Raw genomic sequence first — 20559 nt, forward strand, 5'->3', positions numbered from 1 at the left:
AAAATGATCGTTTTTTATTTGCGATTAAAAGGAAGAAAAATGAGGCGATGCTCGTGCATATCTACAGGGATAGTAAAGTTGTATATATTATTTGCAGTTAAAAAAGGAAAGCTATGACGGTGTTCTTACATATCCATAGGATGGCAAACATACAGTTAGAAAATCTATAGAGATGACGTGTCGATTGAGACGCTGTATCTGAAGGTTTGTTTAGTAACTGAAAGGAAGCAGGGCGCTTTTTTTGTTTTCAGTGTTCTAATCTGCTTTATATATATGTATCACATTTTTGGTATCACACTGCCTTCAAAGCGATAAAGCGTGGAAGTTTTTTTATAAAAATTTACTGGATTTATATTCTAAATTATCTCTTTAATCTCATATATCAACAATAAAATTATCATAAACAATAAAATTATAATCAAAATTATTGACAATGACAATATTGTGTTTTATGATGTAGCTGTAAAGATAAGAAGGAGAGGATGTAATATGAAGCTATTTGTGGTAAAGGATTATGATGCGCTTAGCAGAAAGACTGCGGAAATTGTTGCAGAGCAGATACGCAAAAAACCGGATACCATCTTCTGTCTGCCTGCAGGCGGTTCTCCCATTGGTATGTATGAGGTTCTTGTGCAGATGTATCAGCGGCATGAAGTGGATTTCAGCAAGCTGATAACATTTGATATGGATGAATATGTGGGAATCGGGCCACAGGATGAGAACAGCTATGCATATTTCATGCAGAAGCATTTTCTGAAGTATGTGAATGTTGATCCGAAAAATGTTCATTATCCGGATGGACTGGCTGAGGATGTAGATACCATGTGCAAAGCATACAGCGAGCAAATATTTGCAATGGGAGGTCTTGATCTGGCAATTACCGGTATCGGGGATGATGGTCATGTGGCCTTCAATGAACCGGGAGAGACTCTATATCCAAGAACACATGCGGTTGACCTGGAGGAATCCACCAGAAAGGCAAATGCGAGATTCTTTGACGGAGATATTACAAGGGTTCCAAAAAGAGCCTGTTCCATTGGCATGGAGGATATCATGAGGTGCAAAACGTTCCTTGTCGTTGCCAGCGGAAAGCATAAGGCTGAGCTAATCAGGAAAACCTTCCATGAGGAAATGATCAATCCGAAATGGCCGGTTTCCTTCTGTCGTATGCATCCAAACTGTATCTTCATTATCGATGAGGACGCAGCATCATTATGTGATTCAAAGGTACTGGAGCAGTACCAATAGGTGAATTTAAAAATTAGAAGAAGCAAACAGAGATAACGATTGTGAAGGAGTAGCTCTTATGAACAGGCTTTAAGAAATAATACCTGAAAAATGTCTCCCCTTTGAAAGATATACCAGTCGCAAAGCACGCCATGAGGATGAATGGTGTGCTTTATGTTTTTTATACGCATATGGTACTGTATACCATAGATATAGAATGAGATTGGTTGGATTGCATACTTCAGGATTGCACAGCTGACTTAGCTTATGATTTGTGTGGGAAAGGTACGGGTTTGGCTGTTTTTTCTTAATTTGCATGAAAAATATATAAAAAAATAAAACAATTCCTTAAACAGCAGAGCGTATTTTTTATTTTACCTATATAAATTGCGGTAATCGCTTACATTCGCTAAACTTTTACAGAAAAATCGCTAAATCTATGATATAATAAAACCAGCAATCAACAGAAAGGAAGATAGTTTATGGTGAAAGATATTTATGAAAAATGGCTGAACCATCCCAATCTGGATCCTTCTTATAAAGAAGTGCTGGAACAAATGGATGAGGGTCAGATCAACGATGCGTTTTATACAACCATCGAATTTGGTACAGCGGGGATGAGAGGTCTTTTGGGGCCTGGAACAAACCGCATCAATCTGCATACGATCCGCAAGGCGAATGTCGGCTTTGCAGAATATATCTGCGCAAACGGGGAAGATGCGATGAAGCGCGGGGTTGCCATTGGCTATGACAACCGTCACATGTCAAAGGAGTTTGCGATGGATTCTGCCAAGGTTCTGGCAACCTATAACATTGCCTCCTATGTATTTGAAAGTCTGCGTCCAACACCGGAGCTGAGCTTCGCTGTCCGTCATTTTCACTGCTTTGGCGGTATTATGGTAACCGCTTCTCACAATCCAAAGGAATACAACGGCTATAAGCTGTATGATGAATTGGGCTGTCAGCTTGTCCCTGCACTTGCACAGCAGGTAATCGACCGCGTAAATGCAGTTGAGGACGAGCTTGCGATTAAGGCAGAGCCTACTGCTGAACAGGAAAAGCTGATTACCGTTATCGGCAAGGATGTGGATGAGGAATACTATGAAAATGTATTGAGTATTCAGCTGAATCCGGATATCAATAAGGATGATGTGAAAATTATCTTTACACCGGAGCATGGTACGGCAAACATTCCGGTCAAGGAAGTATATACGCGTGCCGGTTATCATTTTGTTGCAGTTGAGGAGCAATGCTCACCGGATCCTGATTTCTCAAATACACCGACACCGAATCCGGAAGAAGCAGGAAGCTATGAGCTTGCGATTGAATATGCGAAGCGTGAAGATGCAGACATAATTCTTGTCTGTGATCCGGATGCTGACCGTATGGGCGTTGGTGTCAAGCATGATGGGGAATACAAGCTGCTGACAGGAAACCAGAGCGGTGCTGTTTTGATAGAGTATATCTTCTCACAGCTGCAGGCAAAGGATCGTATGCCAAACAATCCGGTTATGTTCAATACCGTGGTAACCAGTGATCTGGGAGAAAAAATTGCTACAAAATATGGTGTTGCAACGGAAAAAACGCTGACCGGCTTCAAATTTATCGGTGAAAAGGTCGCGAAATATGAAAAAACGAATGAAAAGCAGTATGTGTTCGGATATGAGGAAAGCTATGGTTCCCTGATTAAACCGTTTGTACGCGATAAGGATGCACCGCAGGCTTGTCTGATGCTGGCTGAGGCTGCATGCTTCTACAAGGCACAGGGAAAGACACTGGTGGATGTTCTGTATGATCTGTATGCAGAGCTTGGTTACTATGAAGAAAGTCAGACCTCATTAAAGCTGGAAGGACAGGCTGGTGCACAGCGCATTCAGGAAATTCTGGCAACGCTAAGAAAAACATCTGTTGAGGCAATCAATGATGTGGCAGTTACGCGTTTTGAGGACTATAAGGAAAGCAAGATCATTGAAAACGGAAAAGAAGAGGAGCTGTGCGGATTTACAAAATCCGACGTTCTGAAATATTATCTGGCAGATGGAAGCTGGATTGCAATTCGTCCGAGTGGTACAGAGCCAAAATGCAAGTTCTATTATTGTATAAAGGGTACATCTCTGGAAAATGCCCATGAAAAAACACTGGCATACCAGAAGGCAATGGCTGAAATGATTAAATAAAAAAGTGGTGAGTTCGATCATGAGCTCACCACTTGCTGTATTTTATATGGTTCAGCGATACCTGTGCAGCAGAAGGTTACGGGCACTCAGCAGCACAATCGTTACAAGGGTTAAGGTTAGTAAAGACAGCAGCATAGGAATCCCTCCTTATTTGTTAGATTAAACTAACTATCTTCATATACAGCATACACTACGCACGCGTCCCTGTCAAGCAAGGTGTGAAAAAACTTTGAGTTTCAAAGCCTGTTTACTATTTGCGATGCTGTATCCGTAATTAGAATACAAATGGGGAATAAAAGAATGTAACCCATTACAAAAATGTGAAAAAGATGGCAAAACCTATAGGTTTTAGCGTTGAAATAGAGTAAAATATAAGTAGTTACAAGACTGGAGGGCTACTCATGAAAAACAAAATCATTGATCGCTATTATAAAGGAAGTGCATTGGATGCCTATGAGCTGTTTGGTGCACATCTGTGTGAGGAACGGGGGAAGAAGGGTGTTCGTTTCACCGTATATGCACCGCATGCACAAAGTATTCAGGTCATCGGCTCCTTTGATGACTGGAGCTGCAAGGGACATCAGATGCGCCGCAAGGATGACAAGGGCATATGGTCTTTGTTTATTGCAGAGGCTAAGGAAGGCGATATGTATAAATACCGCGTTACCCAGGCAACCGGACGCATCGTTGATAAAATGGATCCCTATGCGTTTTATTCCGAGCTGCGTCCCAATACAGCAAGCATCGTTACCAATCTGGAATATAAGAAATGGAGCGATGACAAATGGCTGGCACAGCGTACGAAAAATTTTGACAAGCCGGTTAATATCTATGAGATGCATCTGGGCTCATGGAAAAAGGATGAGGATCAGGAATGGGTGAATTATAAGGCTATTGCGAAGGAACTCATTGCTTATGTAAAAGAAAATAACTTTACGCATATTGAACTGATGCCGCTGAATGAATATCCGTTTGACGGCTCCTGGGGATATCAGTGCAGCGGATACTTCAGTGCTACCAGCCGCTATGGCAGTGTGCAGGATTTAATGTATCTGATCAATGCCTGCCATCGTGCAAATATTGGTGTCATTATGGATTTTGTACCGGTACATTTTGTACGGGATGATTTCTCCTTATCCTATTTTGACGGAACATCGCTGTATGAGTATGAAAAGGCATGTGATGCGGATTCCCAGTGGGGAACAGCAAATTTCAATTTGTGGAGAGAAGAGGTGCGCAGCTTCCTGATGTCTGCGGCGTCCTTCTGGATTGATAAATATCATGTGGATGGATTGCGTATGGATGCCATCAGCAATATCATACACTGGCATGGAAATAAGGATCTGGGAGAGAATGAAGGTGCCCTGCATTTTATCAAGCGTATGAATTATCATTTATCCGAGGCTTATCAGGGTGTTATGCTGATTGCGGAGGATTCCAGCGATTTCGCAAATGTGACAAAATCAACATTGGATGGCGGCCTGGGCTTTGATTATAAATGGGATCTGGGCTGGATGAATGATACACTGAAATACTTGGAAAAGGATCCGATCTATCGAAAATGGCATCATAACAATATAACCTTCTCTATGGCCTATTTCTATTCCGAGCGCTTCCTTGTGGAATTTTCTCATGATGAGGTTGTTCACGGGAAGAAAACGATTGTCGATAAAATCTGGGGAAGCTATGAGGAGAAGTTTGCACAGCTGCGTACCCTGTATTTGTATATGTTCACACATCCTGGTAAAAAGCTGAACTTCATGGGAAACGAGCTTGCACATTTCCGTGAATGGGATGAGGAGAAGCAATGCGACTGGGATCTGTTGAAATATCCGATGCATGATGCTTTCCATAAATATTTTGCGAAGCTGGGTGAGCTGTATTGCAAAACACCGGCATTGTACGAAACAGAGTATCATTGGGATTCCTTCCAGTGGATCGATGCGGATAATGCGGATGAGAATCTGTTTAGTTATATTCGAAAGAATGATTCCAGCTATTATATTGTAATACTGAATTTCTCACCAAATACGTATAAGCAGCATAGCTTTGGTGTTCCGGAAAAGGGTGTCTACCATGAGGTGCTGAATACAGAGCAGGATATCTGGGGCGGAGAAATCAAGGAGCTGGCAAAGGTTAAGGCTGTGGCAGAGGAATACAATAAGCTGCCGTATACGATCGATGTGGATGTGCCGGCCTTCGGCGGTGTGCTGCTGGAGCTGAAAAAACGCAAGAAACCTGTTAAAAAAGCTGTAAAATAACCACTTATGATGACTGGAAAAGTGAAAACAGTTGTCGGTGCGCTTGGAAATGTGTATAATGGTTATCAAGGTAAGCGTTGATCTTACGAAAGGCAGGGAATAATGTGAAAGCAGTAGTAGTAGGCAGTGGAAGCTGGGGAACCGGTCTGGCCCAGGTTCTTTGTGATAATAATGAAGATGTTATGATATATGGTAATTGTGAAAGTGAAATTCAGGATATCAATGAACATCATCAGAATGCAAAGTACTTTGAAGGAGTGGAGTTGAATCCGTCTTTAAAGGCGACTACCGACATCCGGGTTGTAAAGGATGCAGATGTTATCGTATTGAGTATACCGACGATTGCAGTGGAAAGTGTCTGTAAGGAAATTGACGCATTGCTGGATCATAAGGTGGTTGTAGTAAATACATCAAAAGGATTTCATCCAAATACCTTTGAACGTATGTCTGATGTCATCCGCCGTAATATAAGCGCTGAGCATCTCAGCAGTGTAGTTTCTCTGATTGGGCCTAGCCATGCGGAGGAGGTTGTCATCCGTATGCTGACAACGATTTGCGCGGTATCTCAGAATGAAGCGGATGCACAGAAAATTCAGAAGCTGTTTTCCAATGATTATCTGAGAATCTACACCGGGACGGATGAAACCGGAAGTGAAATTGGCGTAGCTGTGAAGAATGCTATTGCACTGGCAAGCGGGGTTTTGTATGGTCTGGGCTATGGTGACAATACAAGGGCGGCTCTGATTACCCGTGGTTTAATGGAGATGACACGGTATGGTGTTGCTCTGGGCGGTAAAAAAGAAACCTTTATGGGATTGACCGGCATCGGTGATTTGATTGTTACCTGCACAAGTAAGCATTCCAGAAACTTCCAGGCAGGATATGAAATCGGAAAGCATAACAGTGCGCAATACTTCTGGGACAATAACACGAAAACTGTGGAAGGTGTCAGAACGGCAAAGGCTGTGCATGAAAATGCGAAGCGTCTGGGCATTGAAATGCCAATCGTCAACGAGATCTATCAGGTTCTCTTTGAGAATAAAAATCCAAGGGATTCGGCCAAGGATCTGATGCTGCGGGATTTAAAATCAGAGATAAATTTTTAATAAAAAATATTTATTAAGTATAAGTCTACATAACTTAAGATATATTAAGATGTGTAGACTTTTTTTTATGTTAGAATGAAATCAGGTGATGAAGATGAGGAAACAGAACAGACGCAAAATTCATATTAAAATAGGTGTGATAGTAATATTGCTGCTGGCAATAACTAATGCCGCAACCTTTCGGCTGACACAGAGATATACAGAGGCTGATGAAGATTTTAAAGATATCAATTATCAGAATTCCAATACCGTGAATGTGAAAAACGTAACGAAAAAAATGGGAGTTGCTTCCTTCAGAATTGACAAGGAAAAGGCTGAAAATATTCAGCATGTGATGATTATCGCACATCCTGATGATGAAACATTATGGGCAGGGAACCATATCATGAAGGAAAAGTATCTTATTATTTGCCTGACAAACGGGGGAAATAAGGTTCGAAAGAAAGAGTTTGATAAGGCGATGGAGCTTACCGGTAATTATGGCATTATGCTGAAATATCCGGATAAGACAAAGCGTGTAAAAAACAATTGGAAAAAAGTCAAAAATTCAATTCGAAATGATATTGATTACATATTGAATTTTAAACCGTGGAGTACTATTACAACGCATAATCCAGACGGGGAATATGGCCACATTCAGCATAAATTCACAAGCATGATGGTTACCAATGAATGTGTGAAATTAGGATTGACAGATAAGCTGGAATACTTTGGTAAATATTATAAAACCAATTATTTATTAAATCATAAAATACCGGGAGCCTTGAATTATGAGGATGCACAGGCAAAGGAACAATTGATGAGCATGGTGTATATGTCACAGGGCTACGCACATCGTATCTTTGATCATATGGTTCCATATGAGAAGTTTATTCCTTACAAGGACTGGTACTTCGGTAATTGATAAAAGTAAAATGAAACAGAAGGATTATTCAACTGACAGTAAATTAGAAATAGGTCGGTCAGTTAGAAATCTTTTCTGTTTTTTTTATATGCAGATGTGAAATAGAAGCTTATCTGATATAAACTTATTATTATAATTTTACTGTAGTATTTTCTATAAAAATCCTGTCGTGAAAAATGATAATTTCATGAAATTTTAAAATAATCTAGTTAACTGCACGCATTTGTTGTATAATAGGGCTGGCGTGTAGATATATGTATACACGATTTATATTTATAAAATGTAAAAAGCATTCTGAGATTGGATGTCAAAGGAGTTTACCTATGTTCAAAAGTATCAGATACGTTGTTAAAGAGAACATATCCAATTTATACCGTATATATTGCATTGCAAAATATGAGCTGCTTGCGGATATGCGGGATTCTAAATTTGGTTTGTTCTGGAACTTTGCTTCCCCTGCCATCCAGGTAATGACCTATTTCCTGGTATTTGGTATCGGTATCGGGCGTGGTCATCAACAGGGAATACCTTATCTTCCATGGGTAGTTGTAGGATTTTGTGCATGGTGGTTTATCCAGCCGTGTATTGTTCAGGGGTGCAGCGCTATTTTCTCTAAAACAAATGTTATTACAAAAATGAAATTTCCTGTCAGTATACTACCGATGACGGTGATCGCAAAGGAATTATTTAACCATTTCTGTATGTTGATAATTGGCTTTGTCGTTCTCATGCTGTATGGGTATCATCCCAATGTTTACTGGTTTGGACTTTTATATTATGCGATATGTGCCATACTGATGGTGGAATCACTAGCACTTATCACATCTGTACTGACCATGCTATGGCGTGATGTAAAAAAGCTGATAACATCTATTATGCGTATGATATTATATTTATCACCTGTATTATGGCCGGCAAAATATGATCAGTTCCCTATTCTAAATTTCATTATGAAATTAAACCCGGTGTATTATGTTGTACAGGGGTATCGGGATTCTGTGTTTTTTCATAAAACAATTTTTGCACATCCTGCAATGACCATATATTTCTGGTGTGTTGTTATTGGAATGTTTGTGCTTGGCTGCTATCTGATGTACAAATTTAAAACAAAGTTTATTGATATGATTTAGGAGGTTTTCCAATGGCGAAAACAAGAGAAGAATACAGCGGCTATGCTGTAGTCATGGAAAATGTATCAAAGATATATCGATTGAAAACAAAAGGTAAAAAAGGCAAAAAGAAAACAGATGAACGTTTTTTTGCTTTAAAGGATATAAATTTTAAAATCGAAAAGGGTGATTGCGTTGGTATTTTAGGTACTAACGGGAGTGGTAAGTCAACCTTATCTTTGATATTGTCCGGGATTTCTGACAAAGACAGCGGAAATATGATAGTCAATGGAGAACAGGCATTGATTGCCATCAATACCGGGTTGAATATGCAGCTGACCGGAGAAGAGAATATCGATCTGAAGGGTGCATTACTGGGCCTTAAGAAAAAACAGATTGAAGAGATTAAACGTGGTGTTATAGAATTCGCAGAGCTTGGAGACTTTCTGTATCAGCCGGTAAAAAAATATTCAAGTGGAATGAAATCCCGTTTGGGATTTTCAATATCACTCTCCCTAAATCCGGATATTTTTATTGTCGATGAGGCTTTGTCTGTAGGTGATAAGGGATTTGCACAGAAATGCATGAATCGTATGCAGAAGCTTCGCGATGAAGAAGGAAAAACCATCTTTTTTATCTCACATGCATTGCCGCAGGTACGTGCATTCTGTAAAACCGGTATGTGGATTGAGGGTGGAAAATTAGTGGAAATCGGTGATATTGATACGGTATGTGACCACTACTCTGAATATGTTGACAGCTACAATAATCTGACAGAAAAAGAAAAGAAAAAACAGCGGGATGCAAAATTTAAAGAGCGAATTATAAAGGAAGAAAAGAAAAAATCTATATTCCACAGAGGAAAGTGAGGAAACTATCATGGAAGAAAAGAAAATGAGAAAGGTTATTACATATGGAACATTTGATTTGTTTCACGTTGGTCATTTGAACCTTTTAAGACGTGCTAAGGAGCAGGGAGATTATCTGATTGTTGCAGTTAGTACAGACCGTTTTAATTGGGTTGAAAAGAATAAGAAATGTCAAATCAGTGATAAGGATCGTATGGAAATCGTACGAGCAATTCGTTATGTCGATGAAGTTATACCTGAAGACAGCTGGGATCAGAAGGTTAAGGATGTACAAAAATATGATGTCGATGTTTTTGTAATGGGGGATGACTGGGAAGGTAAATTCGATTTCCTCAAGGAATACTGTGATGTTGTATATTTACCAAGAACTGAGGGAATCAGCACCACACAGTTGAAAGAAGAACTCAGCAGTAAGAAAAAATAGAATGAAAGGGTGTAAAGAATGAAAAAGCTTAGTGTAATCATACCTTTTCATGCATATGGCAGCTATCTGGAAGACTGCTTGAAAAGTCTGACAAAAAGTACATGGAAGGATTTTGAGGTAATACTGGTTTTATCCCATGTGAAAGAGGATATCAGTGATATCACGACTACCTATGGAACGCTCCTGGATATGACGATTCTGGAATTGGAAGAACATCAGGACGGCGTTGCTGCTGCGAGAAACATGGGATTGCGCGCTGCACAAAGTCCGTATGTTTACTTTCTTGACAGTGATGATTATGTATTACGTGATACATTTGCAGAATATATGGATGCCATGGGGAATGCAGATGTAGATATTGCATATGGGGTAATCGATCATACCTGGTTCAAGCGTAGCAATTATCTTAGTCAGATTGAAGATAAAGAAGCAGATCTTGCGGAAAAGGAAATGGCCAGACTGGCGAATTGGGAGAATTATAGCAAGGAGCGGGGAGCAAAGGAGCATGATCCGGAAAAGGAAAAGGCTCTGTACTTTCTAATGTGGAATCGTAAGGGAATTTCCACAACAACTGCGTTGAATATCATTTATCGAAGAGATTTTTTACTACAGCATGATATCTGGTATCCTGAGCATCTAAAATTTAATTCCGACCTGTTGTTTCTTGTAAAAGCATTGCATGAGGCAAAGCACTTTGCTCGTGCACCAAGAGCAGTGTATGTAAAGCGTAAGCATAATGATCCTATCAATCGCCCATCTATTTCACAGGAAAGCGATGACAATAAATTTTATGAAAAGCTGCAGGCATATAAAGAGGCAATTGCACTGGTACCAGAAGAATCCCATATACGTACGATATTGGACCGTAAAATCATACGATATTATACACGCTCTTTTGTTAAGCATGTCCGCAGAAGTGAAGACCCTATCTGGCGAAACGAGTATTACAAAGCAATGCGTGAAGTTATCTGCGGTTGCCGTGACGAGGTCGTACAGGATCTGAAACGCTATTCCAGAAAACTGGTAGATGCAATACGTAAAGACGATATGGACAAGCTTCAGAGTATCGTACGCAATCACTTTGCATTGCGTAAAGCGAAACGAGTTTTTAAAAATAAAAATGTTCTATATAAAACCATGTATCTGCGTAAATATTTAAAAGAGCCTGTACAGGAAAATCTTGTTATGTTCGAGACTTTCTTTGGTAAAAATTATGCAGACAGCCCTAAATATATTTATGAATACCTTGGAAAGCATTATCCTGGACAATTTGAATTTGTGTGGGCGTTAAATGATGGAAAAAAATCATCAGATCTTCCTTATGGCGGAACTGTTGTAAAACGGTTCTCATTGAAATATGCATATTATCTGGCAAAGGCCAAGTATCTGGTTTACAATGTACATCAGCCAATGTGGTTTCGGAAACGTGAGGAACAGGTGTTTCTGGAAACATGGCACGGAACACCATTAAAACGGCTTGTGTTTGATCAGGAAGAGGTTATGAGTGCCAATCCAAAATATAAGCCTAATTTCTACCGCCAAAGGGCAGAATGGGATTATCTTGTAAGTGCCAATCATTTTTCTACTGAGACCTTTAAAAGCTGCTTTATGTTTGAAAATGAGATGCTGGAGGAAGGGTATCCCCGAAATGATATCCTGTCAGCTCCGGATCGTGATGAGCGTGCTATTGAATTAAAAAAGAAACTTGGTATTCCACAAGACAAAAAAACAATTCTCTATGCACCTACCTGGCGTGATGATGAGCATTATGGCAGTGGTCAATATAAATTCGATTTAAAGCTGAATCTTCGTTATTTAAAGGAACATCTTGGTGATGATTACGTGGTATTGCTGCGTACGCATTACTATATAGCAGACCATCTGGATACAACAGGTTTGGAAGGATTCACATATAATGTAAGTAAATATGATGATGTATCAGAAATTTATCTGATTTCCGATATTTGTATTACGGATTATTCCAGTGTATTCTTCGATTTTGCAAATCTGCGGCGTCCTATTCTGTTTTATACCTATGATTTGGATAAATATAAGAATATGCTGCGGGGATTCTATATAGATATTGAAAAAGAGGTTCCCGGGCCGCTGCTGTTTACTACAGAGGAAGTTTGTGATGCAATTCAGCATATTGAAGAAATAAATGAGAAATATGCCCAAAGATATGATGAATTTTACGAACGCTTCTGCAGTCTGGACGATGGTAATGCATCAAAGCGAATTGTAGAACGTGTGTTCTTTCAGCCGAAACCGGATAAAAAAGATTAGTTCGCTAATCTTTTTTCAATAAAAGGAGATGCTGTGCGATGATTAAATTTATAAAAAAAATATTGGGAAAGGGAATTCGTCTTGCATACCGTCTGGTATATCGGCTGATACCCTGTAATCCCAAAACCGTATTGTTTATTTCATTTCATGGACGTGGTTATTCTGATAATCCAAAAGCAATACACCAGTATATGATACAGGATGAGAAATACAAGGATTATCAATTCATATGGGCAATTAAACACCATAAGGGAAAACAGATTAAGGGTGCAAGGGTAATTGAATATTTCAGTATTCCTTATTTCTTTTATCTTGCCAGAAGTAAATACTGGATCGTAAACTGCAAGCTTCCAAAATATGTTTTAAAAAAGGATAATCAGATTTATTTGCAGACATGGCATGGAACACCGTTAAAGCGTCTTGCTCATGATATCATTGTACCGGAAGGAACAACCTTCTATCGCAGTGGAATGACTGCTGATGAAATGCGCAGTACCTATGATAATGATGTATCTAAATATAACTATATGATTTCTCCCAACTCCTTTTGTACGGAGGTTTTTCAGAGTGCTTTTCAAATAGATCGTAAGCGGCTGATTGAAACCGGATATCCGCGAAATGATATGCTTACCAACATTACGGAGGAACAGATCAAGGAAATCAAACAGAGGATGCAGCTTCCACTGGATAAAAATATCGTCTTATATGCTCCAACGTGGCGCGATAATTCTTTCGTTACAAGCGGATATACCTTCGACTTACAAGCTGATTTCAGGAAATGGAAGGAAATCCTAGGCGATGATTCCATATTGCTTTTTAAACCGCATTACCTGATTATCAATAAATTTGAGAATGATCCTATGCTTGAAGGCTTCCTGTATTCTATTGATGCAAAGGAAGATATCAATGATTTATATGTTATTGCAGACCAGCTCATAACAGATTACTCCAGTGTATTTTTTGATTATGCAATACTGAATCGTCCTATTTATTTCTATATGTATGATCTGGATGAATATAAAGAGGAATTGCGTGGATTTTATCTTGATATTTATAAGGATCTTCCAGGAGATATCTTTGAGACGGAAGAAGACCTGCTGCAGGCTGTACAGACACACTGCTATGATTTTGAAAGATTAAATGAATTCAATAGACGCTTTAATCATGCCCAAAGCGGTAATTGTTCAGAAAAGGTATGTGATATCGTATTTGCGGAGAACAGCCATGGGAATTGAGAAACTGATATTGAATATTCTGCTTGGAATTTGCAGACCCTTGCTATGTCTGCTTCCTGTTCGTAAGAATAAAATAACTTTTATTTCCCTGACGATGGATACTTTAAGCGGTGATTTTAAAAAAATTGTAAATGAATTAAGAAAAAATGATGAGCTCGATTTACACTTTAATCTTGTTAAATTTGAAAAGACACTTATGGGAAAATTCAAATATTTACTGAATTGCTTCATCCAGCTGTATGAGGTATGTACCTCCCATGTTATCATCATCAATGATAATAATTATGTAATTTCAAAATTTAAACGTAACGATGTCCGTGTTATTCAGATATGGCATGCGTGTGGCGCAGTGAAAAAATTTGGAAATCAAATCAAGCGGGAATACCGTATTCAAAATTATGATTATGTAATTAGCTGTTCCGATGCATGGAAACCGGCTTTTTCAGAGGCTTTTGGAGTTAAGCCTGAGCAGGTTATTGCATGTGGGCTGCCGCGCACAGACGCATTATGTATACAGGAACGCGTAGCACAGCTTCAAAACGCTCTGATACAACGATATCCCATCTTGAAGGATTCTTATATTTACCTATACGCTCCTACCTTTCGTGGCAATATAATCGGTGGTTTTCATTATGAAACACTGCCATTGGAACATATCCTTGCAAAGCTTCCTGAAAACAGTGTTATCATGTATAAAATGCATCCTCTTTTGGGAGATGTAAAGATGGGAGAACATCCACGGATCCTTAATATGAATAAAGAAAATCTGAATGCACTACTCTGTGTATCTGATTGTCTTATTTCCGACTATTCTTCGGTTATTTTTGATTATTCCATAGTTGGAAGGAAAATGATTTTCTATGTACCAGATCTTGCGGATTATACACAAACCATTGGTTTGAATGTAGCGTATGACCATATGCCTGGAGATATATGCCAGGATGTTTCAGCTTTAATTTCGAGTATGCGCAAGCAGGATAGAAAACGTGACAGCCGCCTGGACGCCTTTCGCGATACTTATTTTCATTCCTGTGATGGAAACAATGCAAAGCGTATTGCACAGCTCATTGAGAAGACAGCAGAATAACACTCTGCTGTTTTTTGTATGATAGAAAATGTCTGCAATCACGTAGAACCAAAAATGAAAAGGTGAAATAGAAGAATAGTAGAGCTTATGAACCTAAAGAATTCTTAAGAAAATGTTGTTTCTTTATGCTTATTATGTATACTTATAGTGAAATGAGGTGTTATATAATGGAACAATCTCGCATACTGATTGCTGATGATGATTATGAAATACGTGAAATTGTTCGTACACTTTTAATACAGGAGGGATATGCTGTCGTTGAGGCAAGGAATGGAAAAGAGGCACTGCAGCTAATCGATGAGTCAATTGACCTGTATATTTTGGATATCATGATGCCTTATATGGATGGATATGAGGTATGTGAGCAGATACGCAAGTGTAGTAATGCACCTATTTTGTTTTTGACTGCAAAGGGAACGCAAAAAGATAAAGCACAGGGGTTTTCTAAAGGGGCTGATGATTATCTGGCAAAACCGTTTTCCTATTCGGAACTCCTTGTAAGAGTCAAAGCGATGCTGCGAAGATTTATGATATATCAGGGAAAAGAAGCAGAGCTGGAAAAGAGAAGCCGTGTAATTCAGGTTGGACGACTTCGCATAGAAGAACGAAACGAGGAGGTCAGCGTTGATGATAAAAAGGTACAGCTGACAGAACTGGAATATCGGTTACTACATTTTCTTGTTACACATCGTCACGAAACCTTCTCTGCTGAGGAGTTGTTTGTATCCGTGTGGAAAGAACCGTATTATACAAGTGCAAATAATACCCTGATGGTTCATATTCGAAATCTAAGAAAAAAAATTGAAAGGAATCCCCAGGATCCTGTATATATCAGGACGGTATGGGGGAAGGGATATCGTTTTGATTAAGAAAAAGAAAAAAAGGGTGTTTCTACAAATTTATGTATTGATGACGGTGTTTCTGATTAGCTTTTTTACCATATATGCCTTTCGTTATAAGGTGTATGACTTTTTGTTTGAAAGGAATTATATACAGCAGGAATCAGTAAAGGCTCTAAAGGCCAGAATCCGCCCACTTGTGAAAGAAAAGCATATGCAGCATGAAAATATAAACGATTTACAAGAGAAGCTGGATGAAGAATTAAAAGATTACGATTATGAAATAATAGCTGAAACATCATCAAATTATATAAAGTATTTATTTGTATCAAAGGGCTTTTTAGTATATAAAGACGGTTGGACTTATGAGAAAAAACTAAAATATTATTATGATAAGGGCAGCATTATGATTGTATGCTTTCCGAAATTGTATACGTATCTTGATTACTATAGCTTGGTGTGTATTATTTTTTCATTGTTTATCTGCCTGGTGAGTATCCTCTTTTACAGGTATGTGAAAAAAAATCGTATAATATTTAAAATAGCTAATCATTTCTTACAAAACAGACGATTTTTTAAGCTTAATCATTTATCTTCAGAACTGCTTATCGTGAATATTGTTGCCCTGACAGCGACAGCCAGTTTATTTGTTTTTCTGTATATAAATCGCTATTCACCTTTAGAATTTCTCAAAGATATGTCAATTTTTCGTGAAAATATGATTGAAGATATGGATTCTTATGCTGAGCAGATACAAGAGCAAATACGCAATTTGGATATAAAAAAGGATGGTAAGAAAATAGAGAAAATCTTTGAAGCAGCTATGCCAAATCATTCAATTTTATCATTATCTGATTCTGCTAATAATGCTCACGTATATGTTTCATATAATGGTGTATATGATGACTTTATGTACGGTATTTATAATTCCCTTATCGTGAGACGTCCATTTGATTTTTATTATGTAATGGAATGCAATAGCAAGTATGCAATGTTTTCCATCAGCTACTTTCCTTTTATATATTACATGCAGCTTTATATAATCGCTATCCTTTTATTTTCCTTCTCCTATTACCTAATACTGGTTCAATTATTTATCAAGCGGAAAATTGAGGCAATACTTTTGATTCAGGAGGATGCGTCAATACTTTCACAGGGTGATTGGAATCATACCTTCCGTTATAAGGGAATTGATGAAATCGGTGAATTGAGTGACGAGCTTCGCTGCATGCAGAGCACGTATTATGAAAATATGCAAAATGAGAAAAAAGCACGGCAGGCAAATCAGGAGCTGGTTACATCCCTTTCTCATGATTTACGTACCCCTTTAACTTCTCTGTTAGGTTATCTTGAGCTCATTCGCTATCGTGAAGGCACAGCTGAGCAGAAACGGGAATATCTGGATCGGTCCTTACAGAAGGTGGAACAAATTCGCAGCCTGTCTGATAAGCTGTTTGAATACTTTCTTGTATACGAAAAGGAGGATTCACTAGAACTGGAAGAGCAGCCGATTGAACGCTGGTTAGATTATGTACGTGAAAATGTTGAATTTATGCAGCAGGATGGTTTGTCTATCCATTTGCAGCTTGAAGCTTTAGCAAACAGCAAGGCTGCATATAATATGGAAATGCTTCAAAGAGCAATGGATAATTTATTCTCTAATCTCCATAAATATGCAGATCGCAGCAGTACGATTGAAATACAGGGATATCACGACAATGCTACATACCATCTTTGCATAAAAAATCGTATACGTAAAAATGAGGAAAAGGTTGAAAGCAATCGAATTGGCTTGAAAAGCACGGAGAAAATCATGCAGCTGCATCATGGAAGCTTACGGATTGAGGAAAAGGATGCATACTTTTGTATAGAAGTGCAACTTCCGTTATCCTCGACAGAATGAAGCCGTTTTTTCTGGGAAGAATGAAAATACAATACCGTTCTTAATGAATGTTTAAGAAACCTTAAGATAATGCGGATGGTAAACGAAAAACAGGAATGGTAAAATAAGTAAGAACAAGGAGTGTGAATACATGTTTCATAACTGGAATAAAACGGAATGGATACATAGACTAATTCTGCTGATCTTGCCTTTGCTCTTTGTAGCTTTGATGCTGAGTCAAAATGATATTTATGGCTCTTTAACAGACTGGCTATCACAGCATATCACATTTCCTGATTACTTTCGAATGATATTTCAAGAGACAGGCCAGCTTTTCCCTGATTTTTCATTAAATCTTGGAGGCGGTCAGAACTTTGCTCAATATACATATTACGGATTGTTAAGACCAGATGTTCTGATTTCATTTTTCCTTCCAGGGATTGCGATGAGAGATATAATTGTTACAGCAAGTATATGTTATATGCTTCTATCCATTCAATTATTTTATCAATGGATGAAAACAAAAGTAAAGACACCTTGGATACTTTTATTTGTGAGCTGCTTATTTGCTCTTTCAGGGCCTTTGCTGTTTCATAGTCATAGACATATCATGTTTATCAGTTATTTTCCTGGATTGCTTCTGTGTCTGATTGGTACTGATCATTATCTGGAAAGGAAAAAAACTTTCCTGCTTGTGACTGGCGTCTTTTTCATGATTATTACCTCTTACTTTTTTAGTGTGGCTGGCTTAGTGGTAACAGGAATTTATAGCATTTATGCATGGATGAAGCGATATCCGCAGGGAACCTGGAAGGCATTCTTCATTTATATCCTGAAATATATAGGATGGCTTCTAGCCGGTGTACTCGTCTCCTGCTTTTATCTGATACCGACAGCCTACGCAATGCTTTTACAAACGCGTCCTGCATTGGAGCATCCTTCCCTGGCTGCATTATTTATCCCGAAAACCGGTTTTTCAGCGATGTTATATGATGATTATAATATTGGCTTAACCGCTATCAGCATAGCGGCAGTTGTATATGGCTTTGTGAAAAAAAATAAAGCAGGACGTTTATTATCCTTGTTTTTGCTGCTTATTATCTGCATTCCTCTATGCCAGTATGTACTAAGCGGAATGCAATACGTGAGAGCAAAATCTTTAATACCGTTTCTGCCATTGGCAGTTATGTTAATTGGTATCATGTTGGAGGATTGGCAGCATAGTGAGAAAAAATTTCCATGGTGGATTCTTATAATTTGTCTCCTTCAGGCATTTGGCTTGAAATCAAACAGATTGAAGGAATTGTTTGCTGCGGATATCCTGCTAATGCTGCTGCTGTTTCTGATATTAAGAAAAACGCAGTGGAAAAAATATTTCATTGTGTATCTCATTGTACCGGCTTTTGTTTGTATGCAATTAAATGTAAAGGAAGACTTTGTAACCAATACGGCTATGAAAAAGGTTACCAGTGCAACCAAAACAAAGCTGATCAGTAAGACGCTGGACACCTACCCAGGACTTTACAGACTGGATGATGCTTCAACATCGTACAGTGTTAACCGTGTAGAGGATATACGGCAGTTTAAAACAACACAATATTCCTCAAACAGCAACATCGATTATAACGAATTTTATTATACGATTATGAAGCAGCCAATGCTGAATCGAAATCATGTAATCATGTCAAGTGTTGAAAATCCTTATTTTTCTGGATTTATGGGTGTGCGCTTTTTGTATGATCAGGGAAAAGGGAAGCCTAATCGCTATGGATACCATACAGTATTAAAGAAGAAGACGAAATTCATAGAGGAAAACGAAAATGTCATGCCGTTAGCATATGTATCTTATGATAAGATAAGTCGTCGTCAATTTGATTCTTATTCATATCCATATTCTATAGAAGCATTATACATGAATACCGTAGTTGAGGATGATTTACCAGATGTATCCTTTTACCAATCGGTTCACAAAGTTAAGCCGTCATTTACACTTTCCGATATTTCAGATAACGTGAAAATAGAAAAAGTAAAAAAGGGAATGCGTATAAAGAGTGAGGGAAAAGGTCGTATGAAGCTTTCCCTTAAGGAGCCACTGTTAGCTAATCAACTGCTGATTATACGTTGCAATATAGCAGATATCGAGCAAGGGAATAGTAGGGATACCACTGTAGCAATCAATCGTATCCATAACAAAAAAACAGCAACCTCTGCAGTGTATGCAAGCAGCAAAGCTGATTTTGAATATGTGATTGGAGATACAAATGGATTGCATGATTTGACCTTCGAATTTACAAAAGGCTCCTATACCCTGGAGAATTTTGAATTTTATATCAGTGATGCATCCTTAATGAAAGCACGAAAAGCTGCTGTTACTGAAATGAAAGTTAAGAATACGGATGGTTCTTTGCTATCAGGGAATGTGAATGCCAGAGATGATGGGGTATTTGTGACCTCAATCCCTTATCAAAAGGGATTACAAATATATATTGATGGCCAAAAAGCTGCTGCTAAAAAGGTTAATACTGCCTTTCTAGGTGCCGATATCAAACAGGGAAACCACTTGATTGAAATACGGTATACAATGCCGGGGAAAGCTTTAGGAATATTTGTCAGTGGAGGAGCATTGGCGGTGCTTGTTATCATATGGGGCTGGAACAGAAAGAAAAGCTGGAAATTAGGAAAAAAATAGCGTATTCTTATAAATAGCAGTAACTTTGAATAATCAAAAGAGAGGTATTATATGGACGAGAAGAAAAAGAATTTGATTGAGCTTATCAATTATATAGTAGTCGGAGGCTTGACAACACTGGTAAATTTTATTGTATATTTCTTCTGTACACATGTACAACTGCATTATCTGATTGCCAATGTAATCGCCTGGGTATTTGCAGTATTATTTGCATATGTAGCAAATAGAAAATACGTATTTAAAAGTGAAGGCAATGATCAGAAAGCGGAGTTCATGCAGTTTGTATCACTTCGTGCAGTGACATTGGTGGTAGAGAGCCTGCTGCTGTTTCTATGTATTCAGCTCATGTCCATGAATGAGAACATCGCGAAGATTATTGTAAGTATTGTGACAGTTGTAGGAAATTATGTATTTTGCAAATTTATGATTTTTAAGCCAAAAGCACAGGAATAACGAAACGAGGG

15 protein-coding genes are annotated in these 20559 nt (G+C 38.4%); all 15 read left to right on the forward strand.

The genetic code is table 11. The features are described from left to right. Positions 1-489 precede the first annotated feature (489 nt). The 15 genes from nagB to GKZ87_02355 all read left to right on the forward strand — a co-directional run bounded on the left by nagB (position 490) and on the right by GKZ87_02355 (position 20548). Complete coding sequence (gene nagB / locus GKZ87_02285; protein QSI24411.1) at positions 490-1248, forward strand: glucosamine-6-phosphate deaminase; 759 nt, start codon at positions 490-492, stop codon at positions 1246-1248. A 461-nt stretch (positions 1249-1709) separates the two neighbouring features. Next, positions 1710-3404 carry a phospho-sugar mutase gene (locus GKZ87_02290; GenBank protein ID QSI24412.1) on the forward strand — a complete coding sequence of 565 codons (1695 nt, stop codon included), beginning with the start codon at positions 1710-1712 and terminating at the stop codon, positions 3402-3404. Between the two features lie 401 nt (positions 3405-3805). Then, positions 3806-5665: a 1,4-alpha-glucan branching protein GlgB gene (gene glgB / locus GKZ87_02295; GenBank protein ID QSI24413.1), complete on the forward strand. Its 1860-nt coding sequence runs from the start codon at positions 3806-3808 to the stop codon at positions 5663-5665. A gap of 77 nt (positions 5666-5742) precedes the next feature. Next, positions 5743-6771 (forward strand): NAD(P)H-dependent glycerol-3-phosphate dehydrogenase, encoded by a 1029-nt coding sequence (locus tag GKZ87_02300; GenBank protein QSI24414.1) that lies wholly within the window; start codon positions 5743-5745, stop codon positions 6769-6771. Between the two features lie 94 nt (positions 6772-6865). Then, positions 6866-7675 carry a PIG-L family deacetylase gene (locus GKZ87_02305; protein QSI24415.1) on the forward strand — a complete coding sequence of 270 codons (810 nt, stop codon included), beginning with the start codon at positions 6866-6868 and terminating at the stop codon, positions 7673-7675. A 323-nt stretch (positions 7676-7998) separates the two neighbouring features. Beyond that, positions 7999-8805, forward strand: coding sequence for an ABC transporter permease (locus GKZ87_02310; GenBank protein QSI24416.1), 807 nt, complete (start codon positions 7999-8001; stop codon positions 8803-8805). Positions 8806-8816: 11 nt separating this feature from the next. Beyond that, a complete protein-coding gene (locus GKZ87_02315; GenBank protein ID QSI24417.1) occupies positions 8817-9653 on the forward strand; it encodes an ATP-binding cassette domain-containing protein in 837 nt (278 codons plus the stop codon). 25 nt (positions 9654-9678) lie between these two features. After that, the gene (gene tagD / locus GKZ87_02320) at positions 9679-10077 is read left to right on the forward strand and encodes a glycerol-3-phosphate cytidylyltransferase (GenBank protein QSI27859.1); all 399 of its coding nucleotides are present in this window, start codon (positions 9679-9681) and stop codon (positions 10075-10077) included. A gap of 18 nt (positions 10078-10095) precedes the next feature. Further along, on the forward strand, positions 10096-12363 hold the full coding sequence (locus GKZ87_02325) for a glycosyltransferase (GenBank protein ID QSI24418.1): 2268 nt from the start codon (positions 10096-10098) through the stop codon (positions 12361-12363). A 41-nt stretch (positions 12364-12404) separates the two neighbouring features. Next, positions 12405-13598, forward strand: coding sequence for a CDP-glycerol glycerophosphotransferase family protein (locus tag GKZ87_02330; GenBank protein QSI27860.1), 1194 nt, complete (start codon positions 12405-12407; stop codon positions 13596-13598). After that, complete coding sequence (locus GKZ87_02335) at positions 13588-14685, forward strand: CDP-glycerol--glycerophosphate glycerophosphotransferase (protein QSI24419.1); 1098 nt, start codon at positions 13588-13590, stop codon at positions 14683-14685. The genes GKZ87_02330 and GKZ87_02335 overlap by 11 nt, the downstream gene beginning before the upstream one ends. Positions 14686-14852: 167 nt before the next feature. After that, the gene (locus GKZ87_02340) at positions 14853-15554 is read left to right on the forward strand and encodes a response regulator (GenBank protein QSI24420.1); all 702 of its coding nucleotides are present in this window, start codon (positions 14853-14855) and stop codon (positions 15552-15554) included. Between the two features lie 376 nt (positions 15555-15930). Continuing rightward, on the forward strand, positions 15931-17427 hold the full coding sequence (locus GKZ87_02345) for a GHKL domain-containing protein (protein QSI27861.1): 1497 nt from the start codon (positions 15931-15933) through the stop codon (positions 17425-17427). A 130-nt stretch (positions 17428-17557) separates the two neighbouring features. Next, positions 17558-20095: a YfhO family protein gene (locus tag GKZ87_02350; GenBank protein ID QSI24421.1), complete on the forward strand. Its 2538-nt coding sequence runs from the start codon at positions 17558-17560 to the stop codon at positions 20093-20095. 51 nt (positions 20096-20146) lie between these two features. Beyond that, the gene (locus GKZ87_02355; GenBank protein ID QSI24422.1) at positions 20147-20548 is read left to right on the forward strand and encodes a GtrA family protein; all 402 of its coding nucleotides are present in this window, start codon (positions 20147-20149) and stop codon (positions 20546-20548) included. Positions 20549-20559 lie beyond the last annotated feature (11 nt).

The sequence above is a fragment of the Erysipelotrichaceae bacterium 66202529 genome (assembly GCA_017161075.1).
GTDB lineage: Bacteria > Bacillota_I > Bacilli_A > Erysipelotrichales > Erysipelotrichaceae > Clostridium_AQ.

Excerpts from the sequence above, each read along its gene's own strand:
- nagB (QSI24411.1), top strand. The coding sequence starts at position 490 with ATGAAGCTATTTGTGGTAAAGGATTATGATGCGCTTAGCAGAAAGACT.
- GKZ87_02290 (QSI24412.1), top strand. The coding sequence starts at position 1,710 with ATGGTGAAAGATATTTATGAAAAATGGCTGAACCATCCCAATCTGGAT.
- glgB (QSI24413.1), top strand. The coding sequence starts at position 3,806 with ATGAAAAACAAAATCATTGATCGCTATTATAAAGGAAGTGCATTGGAT.
- GKZ87_02305 (QSI24415.1), top strand. The coding sequence starts at position 6,866 with ATGAGGAAACAGAACAGACGCAAAATTCATATTAAAATAGGTGTGATA.
- GKZ87_02310 (QSI24416.1), top strand. The coding sequence starts at position 7,999 with ATGTTCAAAAGTATCAGATACGTTGTTAAAGAGAACATATCCAATTTA.
- GKZ87_02315 (QSI24417.1), top strand. The coding sequence starts at position 8,817 with ATGGCGAAAACAAGAGAAGAATACAGCGGCTATGCTGTAGTCATGGAA.
- tagD (QSI27859.1), top strand. The coding sequence starts at position 9,679 with ATGAGAAAGGTTATTACATATGGAACATTTGATTTGTTTCACGTTGGT.
- GKZ87_02325 (QSI24418.1), top strand. The coding sequence starts at position 10,096 with ATGAAAAAGCTTAGTGTAATCATACCTTTTCATGCATATGGCAGCTAT.
- GKZ87_02335 (QSI24419.1), top strand. The coding sequence starts at position 13,588 with ATGGGAATTGAGAAACTGATATTGAATATTCTGCTTGGAATTTGCAGA.
- GKZ87_02340 (QSI24420.1), top strand. The coding sequence starts at position 14,853 with ATGGAACAATCTCGCATACTGATTGCTGATGATGATTATGAAATACGT.
- GKZ87_02345 (QSI27861.1), top strand. The coding sequence starts at position 15,931 with ATGATTGTATGCTTTCCGAAATTGTATACGTATCTTGATTACTATAGC.
- GKZ87_02350 (QSI24421.1), top strand. The coding sequence starts at position 17,558 with ATGTTTCATAACTGGAATAAAACGGAATGGATACATAGACTAATTCTG.
- GKZ87_02355 (QSI24422.1), top strand. The coding sequence starts at position 20,147 with ATGGACGAGAAGAAAAAGAATTTGATTGAGCTTATCAATTATATAGTA.